Source organism: Arthrobacter sp. P1_C12_2, from assembly GCF_056406415.1.
This window is the reverse complement of sequence record NZ_JBFUAF010000006.1, coordinates 34,560-48,868: the sequence shown is the minus strand read 5'-3', so window position 1 is coordinate 48,868 and position 14,309 is coordinate 34,560. Positions and strand designations below refer to the sequence as shown.

Annotated in this window: 16 protein-coding genes; 7 read left to right on the top strand and 9 right to left on the bottom strand. The window is 67.1% G+C overall.

Going from position 1 to position 14,309, the window contains the following annotated elements:
• Positions 1-37 precede the first annotated feature (37 nt).
• Positions 38-1,270: a hypothetical protein gene (locus AC1DZQ_RS08385; protein WP_476963084.1), complete on the bottom strand. Its 1,233-nt coding sequence runs from the start codon at positions 1,268-1,270 to the stop codon at positions 38-40.
• A 104-nt stretch (positions 1,271-1,374) separates the two neighbouring features.
• Entirely contained in the window at positions 1,375-2,028 is a 654-nt protein-coding gene (gene sigE, locus AC1DZQ_RS08380; protein ID WP_476963083.1) for an RNA polymerase sigma factor SigE, read from the bottom strand.
• A 271-nt stretch (positions 2,029-2,299) separates the two neighbouring features.
• Here sigE and AC1DZQ_RS08375 point away from each other — a divergent pair, with 271 nt between their 5' ends.
• Positions 2,300-2,932 (top strand): O-methyltransferase, encoded by a 633-nt coding sequence (locus AC1DZQ_RS08375; protein WP_476963082.1) that lies wholly within the window; start codon positions 2,300-2,302, stop codon positions 2,930-2,932.
• Between the two features lie 132 nt (positions 2,933-3,064).
• Here AC1DZQ_RS08375 and AC1DZQ_RS08370 read toward each other — a convergent pair whose 3' ends face one another.
• The 4 genes from AC1DZQ_RS08370 to AC1DZQ_RS08355 all read right to left on the bottom strand — a co-directional run bounded on the left by AC1DZQ_RS08370 (position 3,065) and on the right by AC1DZQ_RS08355 (position 6,073).
• Positions 3,065-3,232, bottom strand: coding sequence for a DUF3117 domain-containing protein (locus AC1DZQ_RS08370; RefSeq protein WP_079550332.1), 168 nt, complete (start codon positions 3,230-3,232; stop codon positions 3,065-3,067).
• A 253-nt stretch (positions 3,233-3,485) separates the two neighbouring features.
• Entirely contained in the window at positions 3,486-4,667 is a 1,182-nt protein-coding gene (locus tag AC1DZQ_RS08365) for a hypothetical protein (RefSeq protein WP_476963221.1), read from the bottom strand.
• A gap of 101 nt (positions 4,668-4,768) precedes the next feature.
• Positions 4,769-5,125 carry a DivIVA domain-containing protein gene (locus tag AC1DZQ_RS08360; protein WP_476963081.1) on the bottom strand — a complete coding sequence of 119 codons (357 nt, stop codon included), beginning with the start codon at positions 5,123-5,125 and terminating at the stop codon, positions 4,769-4,771.
• A gap of 48 nt (positions 5,126-5,173) precedes the next feature.
• The gene (locus AC1DZQ_RS08355; RefSeq protein WP_476963080.1) at positions 5,174-6,073 is read right to left on the bottom strand and encodes an LOG family protein; all 900 of its coding nucleotides are present in this window, start codon (positions 6,071-6,073) and stop codon (positions 5,174-5,176) included.
• 209 nt (positions 6,074-6,282) lie between these two features.
• On the opposite strand from AC1DZQ_RS08355, the gene AC1DZQ_RS08350 reads away from it, so the two are divergent.
• From AC1DZQ_RS08350 to AC1DZQ_RS08335, 4 genes are all read left to right on the top strand, one after another.
• Positions 6,283-7,038 carry an amino acid ABC transporter ATP-binding protein gene (locus AC1DZQ_RS08350; protein WP_476963079.1) on the top strand — a complete coding sequence of 252 codons (756 nt, stop codon included), beginning with the start codon at positions 6,283-6,285 and terminating at the stop codon, positions 7,036-7,038.
• A gap of 58 nt (positions 7,039-7,096) precedes the next feature.
• Entirely contained in the window at positions 7,097-7,981 is an 885-nt protein-coding gene (locus AC1DZQ_RS08345; RefSeq protein ID WP_476963078.1) for a glutamate ABC transporter substrate-binding protein, read from the top strand.
• Between the two features lie 98 nt (positions 7,982-8,079).
• Positions 8,080-8,730, top strand: coding sequence for an amino acid ABC transporter permease (locus AC1DZQ_RS08340; protein WP_476963077.1), 651 nt, complete (start codon positions 8,080-8,082; stop codon positions 8,728-8,730).
• The gene (locus AC1DZQ_RS08335; RefSeq protein WP_223913897.1) at positions 8,727-9,563 is read left to right on the top strand and encodes an amino acid ABC transporter permease; all 837 of its coding nucleotides are present in this window, start codon (positions 8,727-8,729) and stop codon (positions 9,561-9,563) included. The genes AC1DZQ_RS08340 and AC1DZQ_RS08335 overlap by 4 nt, the downstream gene beginning before the upstream one ends.
• A 102-nt stretch (positions 9,564-9,665) precedes the next feature.
• Here AC1DZQ_RS08335 and dapE read toward each other — a convergent pair whose 3' ends face one another.
• Positions 9,666-10,763, bottom strand: a complete 1,098-nt coding sequence (gene dapE, locus AC1DZQ_RS08330; RefSeq protein WP_476963220.1) for a succinyl-diaminopimelate desuccinylase — start codon at positions 10,761-10,763, stop codon at positions 9,666-9,668.
• 159 nt (positions 10,764-10,922) lie between these two features.
• On the opposite strand from dapE, the gene dapD reads away from it, so the two are divergent.
• Positions 10,923-11,933: a 2,3,4,5-tetrahydropyridine-2,6-dicarboxylate N-succinyltransferase gene (gene dapD, locus AC1DZQ_RS08325; RefSeq protein ID WP_476963076.1), complete on the top strand. Its 1,011-nt coding sequence runs from the start codon at positions 10,923-10,925 to the stop codon at positions 11,931-11,933.
• Positions 11,934-12,043: 110 nt separating this feature from the next.
• On the top strand, positions 12,044-12,895 hold the full coding sequence (locus tag AC1DZQ_RS08320; protein WP_476963075.1) for a hypothetical protein: 852 nt from the start codon (positions 12,044-12,046) through the stop codon (positions 12,893-12,895).
• A gap of 50 nt (positions 12,896-12,945) precedes the next feature.
• On the opposite strand, the gene AC1DZQ_RS08315 is transcribed toward AC1DZQ_RS08320, so the two are convergent.
• Together AC1DZQ_RS08315 and AC1DZQ_RS08310 are read right to left on the bottom strand one after the other, a co-directional pair.
• Positions 12,946-13,557, bottom strand: coding sequence for a hypothetical protein (locus AC1DZQ_RS08315; RefSeq protein WP_476963074.1), 612 nt, complete (start codon positions 13,555-13,557; stop codon positions 12,946-12,948).
• A gap of 47 nt (positions 13,558-13,604) precedes the next feature.
• Positions 13,605-14,282 carry a TetR/AcrR family transcriptional regulator gene (locus AC1DZQ_RS08310; RefSeq protein WP_476963073.1) on the bottom strand — a complete coding sequence of 226 codons (678 nt, stop codon included), beginning with the start codon at positions 14,280-14,282 and terminating at the stop codon, positions 13,605-13,607.
• Between the last annotated feature and the right edge of the window lie 27 nt (positions 14,283-14,309).

Below are 14,309 nucleotides of genomic sequence, written 5' to 3'. Positions count from 1 at the left end.
AAGTCCGAAAGCCGGCTATGTCCGGCCCGTCCCTGCCTCACGGTGCCAGGTGCTCCAGGATTCGGCTCAGTCCCCGCTCGATCCGTTCCGGAATTCCGTTGTGCGAGGCCGGCACGGGAGCGCCGCTGCTGGCCCCGGTCAGGGCGGCAACGCCGTCGTCGGCCTGCTCGGCCGGCAGGTCCGAAATGTACGTGTAAGTGGCCGCCGAGGTCTGGTAGATGGCCCGGTAAGGCGGGGCGGGGTTGACCCAGAGAAAGCCGTTTCCGGGTTCGGGGGCGGCCGACGGCGTGCCGGCCTTGGCCGGGATGAACCCGTCCGCCACGGCGGCGTGTCCGGTCAGCACGTTGATGGGTGAAACTTCGGCCCGGGCGGGTGCGGGGTGCGTGCGGGGGGCACGCGTCGAGGCGTGCTGCTCGAGGACCGTGGCGAAGTGCCGGCCATCCGTGAGACGAAGTTCCAGGACCTCGTCGCCGGAGATGACGCCGGCCCGGGCCCAGATGAGGTGGAATCCGAGGTCGCGCAGCTCCGGACAGGTCCATCCCTGCGAACGGAACGCGGCAAGCTGACCGGTGCTCAGCGTCCCGGCAGGGGTGAAGTCGGGCTCACCGCCCAGTCCGAACGCAACACGGGGCGCGGTTCCCTCAGCGCCGGGGTCGTCCGGGTTGCCGGATCCGCTGGCGCCGAACCGCTCCCTTGCACCAAGCGGTTCACCGCCGGCGGGCAGCCCCGCGGTATCCGGATGGGCGAGGGCGGCAGCCTCTGCGCCGTCGGCGGGCACCGCGTCGTCGCCTCCCATGACGTAGGCGGTGCCGGCCATGAGTGCCAAGGCGGCGACGGCTCCTCCGACTGCCAGCACCGGCAGGCGCGGGCCGCGGCGGCGGACGCCTTGTGGATGCGCGGCAGCGGCTGCACTACCGGCTGCCGACCCGGCGACCGTCCCGGCGGTCCCTGCCCGATCCGGCACGGTGTGTTCTGCCGGGAACCAGTCTGACGGCCACTGATGGTGGCCGGCCCGGACGGCGTCCGCCGTGTCCAGCCGTTCCGCTGTGCCCAACGTGTCCGCTGGGCCGGCCGCGTCCGCGCGTTCGGCCTCGAGCCGTTCCGGCGCTGTCCGTTCGGCCGCCGCCCGTTCCGCGGCCAACTGCCCGGTCCGTGCCAGGAGCCGTGCAGTCAGGTCCTCACTGGCCTCGGGCACGGCGGCGCCGCGGAGCTTCTCGAGGTACTGGCGCTCGCGCTGTTGCCGGGCACGGCATTCGGCACACGATTCCACATGATCGTGGCGGCTGGCGGCCCATTTCCGGGTAGCGCCGGCCCTGCCCCAGAACCTGCAGCCCGGTGCTCCCAGTAAACGTCTCAGTAGACCCATTGACCGGTTCAGAGGAGGCCGGCGATGCGCGGCATCTTGAGCCGCGGCTTGAGGGACTGCTTGGCCGGCTGCGCCGGGCGCGGGTCGCGGTGCGCGAGCTTTTCACGGAGCATTGTCCGGCCGCGGTGAATCCGGGACCGGACGGTCCCGAGTTTGATGTCCAGCGCGGCGGCGACTTCGTCGTAGGACAGCCCTTCGAGGTCGCACAGCACGACGGCGGCGCGGAAGTCGGGCGGGAGTTCCTCGAGCGCCGCCTGAACATCGACGTCGAGGTTGTTGAATTCGAAGCTTTGCTCCGGCCCGGGCTCCCGGCCCGGCAGCCGCGACTCAGCGTCGTCGGCCAAGGCATCAAAGCGGATCCTGTTCTTGCGCCGCGCCTGGTCCAGGAACAGATTGGTGGTGATCCGGTGCAGCCAGCCGTCCAGCGTGCCCGGCTTGAAGTTCTCGAGCGAACGGAAGACGCGGACGAACACCTCCTGGGTGAGGTCCTCGGCGTCGTACTTGTTTCCGGTCAGCCGGTACGCAAGGCGGTAGACCTTGGCGGAGTGGTTCGTCACCACTTCCTCCCAGGTCGGCCGGACCCATTCGGCTTCCGCCGCGGTCCGGGACTGGCCGGTTGAATCTGTTGCCTCAGTTGCCGGGACAGGTGCCAGAATCGACATCGTCCACTCCCCTCGTGGATGGTACCTACGCCTGAATTGTGCCTGCTCGCGCAGATTCCTGCACCCTTCATTCGACGCCGATCACCACGCGGATGAGCGGATACCCATCATTTCAAAATAAGCTGGGAATTTCCTGATCCATCGCGGTCTTCCGCCGAAGGCAGAACGACCCCTCCGGCCGGGGCCACGGTGTTGCCGCCTCCGCGTCCCGTCCCGCCGGACACAGTACGCTGTAGGGAACACTCCCCTGCCGCCCAGAAAGCGATATCCCATGAGCGCCGATAAGTCCACGAGCTGGTCCTACGCAGAAGATCTGCCTGCCGAGGATGAGGTCCTGTTGCACGCGCGCGAACGGTCCTTCGAGCTTGGCGTGACCCCGATCGGTCCGGGCGTGGGCGCCGTGCTGACGGTGCTGGCGGCGGCGTCCAAGGCACAGACCGCGGTGGAGATCGGCACCGGCGCAGGCGTGTCCGGCGTGTGCATCCTGCGCGGGCTGGGCCCGCAGGCTGTCCTGACCACCATCGACGTCGACGTCGAACACCTCAAGGCCGCGCGCGAGGCGTTCCAAGAGGCAGGCAGCCCCGCCAACCGCACCCGCACCATTTCGGGCCGGGCCGGGGATGTCCTGCCCCGGCTCACGGACGGGGCCTATGATCTCGTATTCATTGACGCGGACAAACCGAACTACCCCAGCTATGTGGAACAGGCCGTGCGGCTGCTCAAATCCGGCGGACTGCTGATCGTCAACGATGCCCTCGACAAGGACCGGGTCGCGAATCCGGCCGTCCGGGAAGCCACCACCGTAGTGCTGCGTCAGATCGGCAAGTCCATCCGCGACGACGACCGCCTCGCCTCCGCCATGCTGCCCACCGGCGACGGCCTGCTGATCGCGGTCAAGAAGTAACAGCTAAGACGTAACAGCCAGGAGCTAACAGGCCAGGCGCGTCGGGCACGGGGTCGGGCGCAGACAGCAAAAGGCGGGGTCCGCAGCCTGATGGCCGGGGCCCCGCCCTAGTGCGAAGCTCTTGGCGTGACGCTATTCGGTGACGCCGACGAGGCATTCCTTGAGGTTCGTCGCCTCTGCGGCATTGAGTTCGACTACAAGCCGCCCCCCGCCTTCGAGCGGAACACGCATGATCAGGCTTCGTCCCTCTTTCGTCACTTCCATAGGGCCGTCGCCGGTGCGTGGTTTCATTGCCGCCATAAGGAATATCCCCTCCATTAGTCCCTGACATACCAGCCCGGCCGGGCTGCGTCCGCTTGGCCAATCAAGCCGTCCGGCAGCGCTCCAAGAGGCCGCCATGACAGGCAAACTCACAAATAAACTGCTTACAAACTGTGCGCTTCTTGTCCTTGCTTATCCTCTATTATCGCGTAACAATGCGCCCGTAGCTAATCGTTGGACTTTCCAGCGAGTCCCGCCAGGCCGGGCCGGCGCCGCGAAATGGTGCTGTGCGTCACGGCGGGTAGTCTCCTCCGCCCGGCAGCTGCGCCCACGCCCACAGCCACACAATCCAGACGATCTGCAGCAGCACGAACATGACCACCACGGTGCCGCGGTAAGCGCGGGAACGCGAGAGAAGTGCAGCGCTGAGGGCGAGAGGGAACAGCGGCAGCAGCATCCTGAACGTGCTGGTCTGGGGGTGCAGGAAGACCAGCAGATACCCCATGTAGCAGCAGCACCAGAGCCTCAGCTCAGTGCCCAGGGCGACGACGGGCCGGGACATCATCAACAGGGTGAACGCGGCAACGAACACGAAGGGAGCCAGCACGCCGAGCGTCGGCCCGAACAGCATGATGCCGGCGTCGAACCATGGCTTGAACGGCACCAGGTCATCGCCGCGCCATGCGGTTTCGGTCTTGGTATAGGCGCCCAGATCGCCGGTCGCGGCCCAGGCGATGGCCGGCCACAGCAGCGCACCGAGGCCGCTGACGGCGGTGAGACCGCCCAGGGACCAAAGCTCCGCGTTGCCGGGAACCGCGACGTCCTCCCTGCGCTGCGCCGTGACCCGCTGCCAGCAGCGGTAGAGAAACAAGAGCCCCATCATCACGGCAAACGGAACCCCGGTGGGCCGGGAAAGGCACATCAGGACCACCACGGGCATGGCCCACAGGTACCGGCGCTCCATGACGAGCAGCAGCGCGGCGCCGAGGAGCAGAAGGTTCAGGGATTCGGCGTAGGGCACCTGCAGCACCGGCGCCACCGGGAAGGCCGCCAGGAACACGGTCCCCCAGAGCGCCGTGCGGTGCGTGGCCCGGTGCCGGAAAATCCTGTACGCCACGAGGGCTGCACCCATTCCCGAGACCAGGGCGATGGCCGTCAGGGACCACCCCGGACCCGTGCCTGTCAGCCCGGAAACCACCCGGCCCAGCACGGGAAACAAGGGGTAGAAGGCCCACGTGTTCTCTTGGACGATGCCGGCGTCGTCGATCGGCAGGAGCGCCGGATACCCGGCCTGTAGCGCTTGGGCATACCAGCGGGCGTCCCAGATATTGATGAAGTTCCAATAGTCGGGCTTGGCGGGAAACCACGGATTCACGCCCTGGTGCAGGGCTGCGGCCATGAAGATGCAGGCGCTGACCAGCCGGGCGGCGATGTACAGGCCGGCCACCTGAGCCCACCACGGCCACCGCGCCATCCCGGCGCCCGCGGCGGCGATGCGGCTCCACAGCGCCGCGTTCAACCCCTGGGGCTTCGGGGCCTCAGGCGCCGCGACGGTCTCCGGGTCTTCCACGTGGCTCACGGACGCTGTTCGGTCGGCGGACGGAGGCGTTCCAGTTCCTCCCCGAGAGCCTCGATCTTCTGGTCCTTGGCGATGATCTGCTCCCGCAGGTCATCCAGGACCTGATCCACCTGGTCCATCCGGTAGCCGCGGAGTCCGACGGCGAAGCGCAGACGGTCGATGTCCGCCGCGGCCGCGCGCTCGGGCAGCAGCACCGGAGGCAGGGACGCGACCGGCTCGTCGAAGCCGTCGTCAAAAGAACCGCCCGCACCGCGGTCCCGGCGTCGGCTGAAGATTTTCGGCGCCAGGCCGGTGCCCAGGAGGACGGCGACGCCGATCAGCACAATCGCCAGGAAAACCAAAAAGAGACTCACTAGACCATCGTGCCAGAAGCCGGACGCCGGAGCGCTCAGGCGGACGGATCAGCCCCGCGTTCCCTCGACGTTTCCCTTGATGTTCGCGTTGCCGGTCCCGTTGGTGGAGCCGGCGTTCGGGTTCCGGTGGCGAGCGGCGCCTTCCACGACCAGCTCGACGGCCAGCGCGGGGTCGTCCACCACCTGCACGAGGTCCAGGTCTTCCGCCGAAACCATCCCCTCCGCGACGAGGGTGTCACGGACCCACTCGAGCATGGGGCTCCAGAACGCGGTTCCCAGCAGCACGATCGGGAAGGAGGTGACCTTGCGGGTTTGGACCAGGACCATGGCTTCGAAGAGCTCGTCCAGGGTGCCGAGGCCGCCGGGGAGCACGATGAACCCCTGGGCGTACTTGACGAACATGGTCTTGCGGGCGAAGAAGTACCGGAAGTTGATGCCGAGGTCCACCCACTGGTTCATGCCCTGCTCGAAGGGCAGTTCGATCCCGAGGCCTACGGAGACGCCGTTGCCCTGCACGGCGCCCTTGTTCGCGGCCTCCATCGAGCCGGGGCCGCCGCCCGTGATCACGGCCAGTCCGGCCTCGGCCAGGCGGCGTCCGACCTCGACGCCGAGCTCGTAGTTTCGGCTGCCCGGCACGGTGCGGGCGGAGCCGAAGACGCTGACTGCCGGACCAAGATCGGCCAGGGCGCCGAATCCTTCCACGAATTCGCTCTGGATCCGCAGCACGCGCCACGGATCGGTGTGGACGAACTGGCCCGCGCCCGTCGTGTCCAGCAGGGTCTGGTCGGACATCGTGACCTTGGCGGCCTTGCGGCGCAGCTCAAGCGGGCCCTTGTGCCGGATCCCGTTGGGCGCCGGGGTGCTGCGGGCTTCGTGGGCCGGCTTTCCGGCGGGATTCTGTTCGGCGTTTTGCTTGGGGCCGTGCTGCGGATCGGTACTCATGCCCATAGGCTAGCGCGGAACTCGGCCGCCGCCGCGTCGGCGCGTCGGCGCGGGAGCGGGGGCAGGCGGTGGCCGGGCCCCCAGAGGGAGGCAGCAGAGGGAGGCCTGCGGCGGGCCTGCAAGGGACGCTGACGTGCAGGTATCTCTTGAATCACGATCTGCACTAAACGGAGTGATTGCGGTCATATTGCGTCAATCTTCGCTAGATTCTTTCTATGACTACTCAAGTGCCCGGCGATGCTCTCGTCTCCCTGAAGGCCGTGAACAAGCATTACGGCCAGTTGCACGTCCTGAAGGACATCAACCTGAACGTCCGCAAGGGTGAGGTTGTTGTTGTCATCGGTCCCTCGGGTTCCGGCAAGTCCACGCTCTGCCGCGCTATCAACCGTCTCGAGACCATCGATGACGGCGACATCAAGATCGATGGCAAGGAACTGCCCGCGGAGGGCAAGGAACTGGCGAAGCTGCGCGCCGACGTCGGCATGGTCTTCCAGTCCTTCAACCTCTTCGCCCACAAGACCATCCTGGAAAACGTCACCCTCGGCCCGATCAAGGTCAAGGGCGTCCCCAAGGGCGAGGCCGACAAGGACGCCATGGCGCTGCTGGAGCGCGTCGGCGTCGGGCATCAGGCACCCAAACTTCCGGCGCAGCTCTCCGGCGGCCAGCAGCAGCGCGTTGCCATCGCCCGCGCCCTGGCCATGAAGCCAAAGGTGATGCTCTTCGACGAGCCCACCTCTGCCCTCGACCCGGAAATGATCAACGAGGTTCTGGACGTCATGGTCCAGCTCGCCAAAGAAGGCATGACCATGATCGTGGTCACCCACGAGATGGGCTTCGCCCGCAAGGCGGCCGACCGCGTCGTGTTCATGGCCGACGGCCAGATCGTTGAGGACGCGACCCCCGAGGAATTCTTCAACAACCCCAAGAGCAGCCGGGCCAAGGATTTCCTGTCCAAGCTGCTGACACACTGACCGACTACGATTTCGCACCCTGGCTGCCGGACGGCGGCCGCCCAATGAAAGGAATGTCATGAAGGCATTTTTGACCCGAAGGAAATCCCTTCTGGTTGCCGCTTCCGCAGCACTGGCACTCAGCCTGAGCGCCTGTGGCGGCAGCTCCTCCACGACCACCAACCCGCCCGTAGCCGAGAAGCCGAGCTTTCCCGCCGATTCCACCATGGCCAAGCTTGCATCCGCGGGCAAGATCACCATCGGCACCAAGTTCGACCAGCCGCTCTTCGGCCAGAAGGGCCTCGACGGCAAGCCCGTCGGCTTCGACGTCGAAATCGGCAAGCTGATGGCCGCCAAGCTGGGCATTCCCGCCGACAAGATCGAGTGGGTTGAAACTGTCTCCGCCAACCGCGAGCAGTTCCTCAAGCAGGGCAAGGTGGACATGATCGTCGCCACCTACACCATCAACGACAAGCGCAAGGCCGAGGTCGACTTCGCCGGCCCGTACTACGAGGCCGGACAAGCTCTCATGGTGAACAAGGACAACAACTCCATCACCAAGCCCGAAGACGTCAAGGGCAAGAACGTCTGCTCCGTGACCGGTTCCACGCCAGCCTCGACGATCGTGGAGAAGTACGGAGCTGTCCTGGTTCCGGCCGCGACCTACTCAGCCTGCCTGGAACCGCTGCGGAACCACCAGGTTGAAGCCGTCACCACCGACAACGTCATCCTGGCCGGTTTCGTGTCCAAGGAACCGGACGCCTTCAAGCTGGCATCGGATCAGACCTTCACCAAGGAGCCCTACGGCATCGGCCTGAAGAAGGACGACACCGCCTTCCGCGCGTGGGTCAATGACCAGCTGGAGGCCTCCGACAAGGACGGGTCCTACAAGAAGGCCTGGGAAGACACCGCCGGCACCGTCATCAAGACCACGCCCGCGCTTCCCACGATCGACCGCTACTAGCCGGCTGTGGCGGCTGCCGGGCCGCGGATTTTCCGCAGCCCGACGGCCGCCACTCCCGTCTTTCGCTTGGAATCCCCTCAACGCAGCTGAAGGAACTTATGGACGTCATCATTGATAACCTCCCCCAGTATTGGGACGGTTTTCTCCGAACCCTTTTCCTGTCCCTGGTCTCGGGGATTATTGCCTTGGTCTTCGGCACCATCCTGGCTGCCGCCCGTGTCTCGCCCGTCGCCGCGCTGCGTGGCTTCAGCATGACGTACGTCGAGATCGTCCGGAACACCCCGCTGACCATCGCGTTCTTCTTCGCAGCAGTGGTTCTGCCCCGCCTCGGCGTCACGTTCCAGCAGTTCGAGGTCGCCGCCATCATCGCCCTGAGCGCCTACACCTCGGCCTTCATCGCCGAAGCCGTGCGCTCCGGCGTCAACAGTGTCCCGGTGGGCCAGGCGGAGGCCGCCCGCAGCATCGGCATGCAGTTCAGCCAGGTGCTCTCGCTGATCATCCTGCCGCAGGCCCTGCGCACCGTGATTCCGCCGTTGATCAACATTCTGATCGCCCTGGTCAAGAACTCTTCTGTGGCCGGCGCGTTCTATGTGTTGGAACTCTTCGGCCAGGGCAAGCAGCTGGCCAATGCCAACGGCGACGCCGTCATGTGGGTTCTGGTCGGCATCGCATTCTTCTACCTGCTGATAACCATCCCGCTTGGCTTTCTCGCTAGCGTCGTTGAACGAAAGGTGGCGATCGCACGATGAGCTCTGTTCTCTATGACGTCCCCGGCCCCAAAGCCCGCCGGGTCTCGCTGATCGGCTCCATCATCGGCGTGATCGTGATCGGCGGCCTCCTCGTCCTGGCAGTCGTGACCCTCGCCCAGCAGGGAATCTTCGACCCCAAACGCTGGGCGGTCTTCCAGCTTCCCGAGGTCTGGGCCCTGATCGCCGCCGGCATCGGCGCCACGCTAGCCGCCGCGGCCGTGTCGGCCGTGATTGCCTTCCCGCTGGGCCTGCTCCTGTGCCTGATGCGCATCTCGGACAACGCCTGGATCAGGGTGCCCACCCGGATCGTGCTGGAATTCCTGCGCGGCATGCCCGTTGTGCTCATGATGCTGTTCGTCCTGCTCGTCTTTGCCACCAGCTCGTTCATCGCCGTCGTGGCCGGCCTGGTCCTTTACAACTCGGCGATTTTCGCCGAAATCATCCGCGCCGGCGTCCAGTCGCTGCCCAAGGGCCAGCGTGAGGCCGGCCTGGCTATCGGCCTCACCAGTTTCCAGTGCCGGCTGACCATCGAGCTGCCGCAGGCCATCCGGCGCATGCTGCCGTCCCTGGTCGCGCAGCTCGTGGTGCTGCTGAAGGACACCTCGCTCGGCTACATCGTCGCCTATGGCGAGCTGCTCCGGGCCGTGCAGGTCATGGCCGACTTCCTGGGCCCGCAGTACTTGTTCCCGGTGTTCTTCGTGGCCGCGGCCATCTACATCGCGATCGACCTGGCGGTCTCCCGCCTGGCCATCTGGCTCGAACGCCGCGGCTCCAAGCGGGCCGCCGGCGGCGTGGCGCACGTGCCGGTCGCCGGGATCCCGGCCGCCAAGTAAGCCGCCCCACGCGCAAAGGGTCCGGAACCTCTCGGAGGTTCCGGACCCTTTGTGCGTTGCGCGTTGTGTGCTGTATTTTTGTGCGCTGCCTATTGAGGGTTGCTACGCGCTGAGCCAGGTCCGCAGCGCCCGTAGGCATTCACGGATGGCGTCCGCCTCGACGTGCTCGCTGTCCTTGTGCGCCAGCAGCGCATCGCCGGGTCCAAAATTCACCGCGGGGATGCCCAGTTCACTGAAGCGTGCGACGTCGGTCCAGCCGTACTTGGGCTTCGGCTCCGCGCCGACGGCGGCGACGAAGGACGCGGCGGCGGGGTGCTGCAGCCCGGGCCGCGCTCCGGCCGCGCCGTCGGTACGCACAACGTCGAATCCGTCCAGCAGTTCGCGCACCACGGCCTCGGCGCCGTCCAGGGTCTTGTCCGGCGCGAAGCGGTAGTTGATTTCCACGACACACTTGTCCGGAATGACGTTTCCGGCCGTGCCGCCGTGAATCTTCACGGCGTTGAGGCTTTCGCGGTAGTCCAGGCCGTCAACCGTCACGGTCTGCGGTTCATACGCCGCCAGCCGGGCCAGGATCGGGGCCGCGGCATGGATGGCGTTGCTGCCCATCCAGGCCCGGGCCGAGTGGGCAGCCTCGCCAATCGTGGTCACCTCGAAGCGGCTGGTGCCGTTGCAGCCGCCCTCCACCGTCCCGTCTGTCGGCTCGAGCAGGATCGCGAAGTCCCCGCCGAGCAGGGACCCGTGGTTGCGCACCAGCCGGCCCAGGCCGCTCTTCACGGCCTCGACTTCCTCGTGGTCGTAGAAGACGAACGTGACATCCTTGACCGGCTCCGCCCCGCCGTCGAACATGGTGGCCGCCAGCGCCAGCTGCACGGCGACGCCGCCCTTCATGTCGGTGGCGCCGCGGCCGTAGAGGATCCCCTCCCCCGGGGCCCCGGATGGCCAGTACGCCGGCAACGTGCCGAGCGAGCCCTCGGTGGTGGGGAGCGGCACGGTGTCCAGATGGCCGGCCAGGATGACACGCTCGCTCCGGCCCAGGTTGGTGCGGGCGATGATCGAATCGCCGTCGCGGACCAGCTCCAGCTGCGGCAGCCGGCGGAGGGCATGCTCCACGGCATCGGCCAGGATCCCCTCGTTGCCGGAGACGCTGTCGATGTCAATCAGGGCGGCCGTGAGCAGGGCAACGTCCTGGCGGAGATCCAAATGGACCGGCGTGCGGACAGGGGTGTGGACAGGGACGCTGGCGGTGGCACTGGCAGGGGTGCTCGGGTTCGTGGGGGTCACCGTCCCACTTTATCGGTTCGCCTCCCCCGGGTTGTCATGAGTTTCAGCGCCCGCGGACCCTCTCGATAGACTTGGGCCATGACTGAAACTGCTGCTTCCGCTGTGCCCACCTACGCCCGCTCCGCCTATGGTTACGGGGTGGCCACCGTGTCCACCCGCAACGGTAACGCCACCGTGCTGGACGTATGGTTTCCGGCTCCGGCGCTCGGAGTCGCTGCGGAGCACCTGCGCGAGGTGGAGAACGCGGACCAGTCGCTGATCGACATCGCCGCCAGCGGCATCGACCCGGACCGGGGCACGGAGCAGAAGGTCGTCTTCGCCCAGATCAACCTGGACGAGGCGCCGGCGGACACGGCGGACGCCTACCTTCGCCTGCACCTGCTCTCCCACCGGCTGGTCCAGCCCAACAGCATCAACCTTGACGGCATCTTCGGCAAGCTCCCCAACGTGGTGTGGACCAACTTCGGCCCCGCCGCCGTGGAGGACTTCGAACTGACCCGGGCCCGGCTGCGCAAGCGCGGCGCCGTCACAGTCTTCGGTGTGGACAAGTTCCCGCGCATGGTGGACTACGTGATTCCCTCCGGCGTCCGGATCGCCGACGCCGACCGGGTCCGGCTGGGTGCGCACCTGGCCGAAGGCACCACCGTCATGCACGAGGGCTTCGTGAACTTCAATGCCGGAACCTTGGGTACCTCCATGGTCGAGGGCCGGATCTCTGCCGGCGTCGTCGCCGGCGACGGATCCGACGTCGGCGGCGGGGCCTCGATCATGGGAACCCTCTCCGGCGGCGGCAAGGAAAAGATCGCCCTCGGCGAGCGGGTCCTCCTCGGCGCCAACTCCGGTGTGGGCATCAGCATCGGTGACGACTCCGTCGTCGAGGCCGGGCTCTACGTCACCGCCGGCACCCGTGTGCGCGTGATCGGACCCAAGGACGCCGACGGTGAAGACACCAGCCGGATCGTCAAGGCCGTGGACCTTTCCGGCGTTCCCAACCTGCTCTTCCGCCGCAATTCCACCACCGGTGAGGTTGAGGTCCTCCCCCGCAAGGGCCAGACCGTGGAGCTCAATGAGGCCCTGCACGCCAACTGACCGCACCGGCTGGTACGGTATGGCGGGCGGCGAAGACCGCCCCGGCGGGGCCCCCCGCAACGACGAAGTAGCCGATGACGCAGCCCGCTGGGGCCTGAGGGAGTATGTTCGTGGCACGACGAGGGAGCTGGCGGCGCCGGATCGTCCTTCTGCTGACCCTTGCGATGGTCGGCGGCGCGATCTACACCGCGGTGGCGTTCCTGCAGCGATCGGAAACGTTAATCACCGAACGCTGCACGGCCGCGGGCAGCGGAGGCGATGACCTCGCCACAGACCAGGCGGCCAACGCTTCCCTCATCACTGCCGTCGCGGTCCGGCGCGGGCTTCCCGCCCGGGCCGCCAGCATCGCGCTGGCCACCTCGATGCAGGAATCCAAACTGCGCAACATCGGCCATGGCGACCAGGCCGGTCCCGACTCGCGCGGGTTGTTCCAGCAGCGGCCGTCCCAGGGCTGGGGCACCACGGCCCAGGTGATGGACCCGTACCACGCCAGCAATGCGTTCTACGATGCGCTCGTGGAGGTCTCCGGGTACGAGTCGCTGGAGATCACCGAGGCCGCCCAGCGCGTCCAGCGCTCGGCGTACCCGGACGCCTATGCCCAGCACGAGGCGATGGCCCGCGCCTTCGCCTCTGCCCTGAGCGGCCAGACGCCTGCAGGCCTGGACTGCTCGCTGCGCTCCCCCGACACCGCCGGGGATCCTGCCACCGTCACCGCAGAGCTGACCGCTGCGCTGGGGGACGTCCAGGCGTCCACCGACGGCAGGACCCTGCTCGTGGATGCCGAAGGTACACAGGCCTGGGCCGTGGGTCAATGGGCCGTGGCCAACGCCAAGGCGCTCGAAATCACCAGCGTGGAGGTCGATGGCCGTGCCTGGAACCGGCAGTCCCGCGACGGCTGGCAGCCGGCACAAGTCCCGGCCGGCCAGGTCAGGGTAACCGTCGCCGACGCGCCCGGCACCTGATCCCCCAGCGGCCGGTCAGTTACTGGTCAATCAGTCGTCATTGGGCGGGCTCACACGAGGAGGTCGACCACCGGCTGCACGTAGCTGCGGAACAGCTCCGGCTGGGACAGCAGCTCGTGGCTCATGATGATCTTGTCGGGCTCGAGATACCAGGCCCGCGGCTCCGCAAGCGGCAGCTCGATGATCGTCAGGCCGAAATCCTTTGAAGCGCGTCCCACGTCCAGCAGGCGGTCCTCCACCATGTCGGCCAGCAGTTCGTTGTTCCCGTTGGCGTCGCGCTCCGCTTCGAGGGCCACGTATTCCCCGCGGCGTTCCCGGGCCCACGTCAAAGCCGCCCCGAAATGGGCCTGCAGCACGCGCCGGAGGGCCGGCGAATTGCTGAACGCACGGAAGCCCGGCGGAGAGAGCTCCGGGGACATTTCCGGGTGGGCCTTCAGCAGCTGCTCCCACCAGGCCTCCCATTCGGTCTTGAGCGCAGCCGGGCCGCCGACTTCGGCGATCAGGTGAGAGTGGTCCGAGGCGCGGATCTTCGGTGCCGCATGGCAGAGCGCCGGGTGCCCCGCAGTGTCCAGACCGGCGGCGTCACGAACGTAGAGGGCAATGAGCATGGGACCGGAGGTATCCATCGTGATCCGCCAGCCAGGCCCGCCGGTGTGGTGCATCCAATTGCCTCCTTGGCAAGACGTACGATCCCAGTCTATTCCTGTTGTTATGACGCGTTAAAGGCTGGCTGCCCGGCCGCCACCCGGCGGTTCAGGCCCTCCAAGTGGGCTTCGAGCACATCCCTGCACATCAGGGCCGTCATCCACTCTGGCTGCAGCAGGGCGTGCATCGTCAGACCGTCCAGGACTGCCAGCAGCAGTTCCGCTTCAGTGACGAGCACCTGCTGGTCGACGCCGACTGAGCCATCGCCGTCGGCGTCGGCGCCCTCGGGGCCGGCCAGGCCCAGGATGAGTCCGCCCACGACGGCGGCCACCGCCCGGTGGCTGCGGTCGGCCTCGGCGGCCAGGAACGGCTTCGTCCGGGCGGCATTCTTGAAGGCCATCCAGACGCAGGCGTCGACTGCCCGTTCCTCGTCCAGCGGAAGAAACTCACCCAGCAGTGCCAGGACGGCAGCATGGTGCTCCCCCGACCCTAGCGGCAGGTCGCCCAGCCGGGAGTCCGCGTCGGTGAGGCGGCCGACGATTCGGTCCACCACCACGGCGAACGCGTGGGTCAGCAGCTCGTCGCTGCTGGCGAAATAGTGCCGCACCGAGCCGACGGCCAACTGCGCTTCATCTGCGACTTCCCGCAGGGAGGCCCGCTCGAGACCATCCGCTGCGATGATCCTGAAGACTGCGTCAACTACTTCCTGGCGCCGGATTACGGCGTCGACAAATTTAGGCACTGGTCTTTTTTAGCACGTCCGTGCCGT

Excerpts from the sequence above, each read along its gene's own strand:
- sigE (WP_476963083.1), bottom strand. The coding sequence starts at position 2,028 with ATGTCGATTCTGGCACCTGTCCCGGCAACTGAGGCAACAGATTCAACC.
- AC1DZQ_RS08315 (WP_476963074.1), bottom strand. The coding sequence starts at position 13,557 with ATGCACCACACCGGCGGGCCTGGCTGGCGGATCACGATGGATACCTCC.
- AC1DZQ_RS08350 (WP_476963079.1), top strand. The coding sequence starts at position 6,283 with ATGACTACTCAAGTGCCCGGCGATGCTCTCGTCTCCCTGAAGGCCGTG.
- dapD (WP_476963076.1), top strand. The coding sequence starts at position 10,923 with ATGACTGAAACTGCTGCTTCCGCTGTGCCCACCTACGCCCGCTCCGCC.
- AC1DZQ_RS08355 (WP_476963080.1), bottom strand. The coding sequence starts at position 6,073 with ATGGGCATGAGTACCGATCCGCAGCACGGCCCCAAGCAAAACGCCGAA.
- AC1DZQ_RS08365 (WP_476963221.1), bottom strand. The coding sequence starts at position 4,667 with ATGGCGCGGTGGCCGTGGTGGGCTCAGGTGGCCGGCCTGTACATCGCC.
- AC1DZQ_RS08375 (WP_476963082.1), top strand. The coding sequence starts at position 2,300 with ATGAGCGCCGATAAGTCCACGAGCTGGTCCTACGCAGAAGATCTGCCT.
- AC1DZQ_RS08335 (WP_223913897.1), top strand. The coding sequence starts at position 8,727 with ATGAGCTCTGTTCTCTATGACGTCCCCGGCCCCAAAGCCCGCCGGGTC.
- AC1DZQ_RS08345 (WP_476963078.1), top strand. The coding sequence starts at position 7,097 with ATGAAGGCATTTTTGACCCGAAGGAAATCCCTTCTGGTTGCCGCTTCC.
- AC1DZQ_RS08340 (WP_476963077.1), top strand. The coding sequence starts at position 8,080 with ATGGACGTCATCATTGATAACCTCCCCCAGTATTGGGACGGTTTTCTC.
- AC1DZQ_RS08370 (WP_079550332.1), bottom strand. The coding sequence starts at position 3,232 with ATGGCGGCAATGAAACCACGCACCGGCGACGGCCCTATGGAAGTGACG.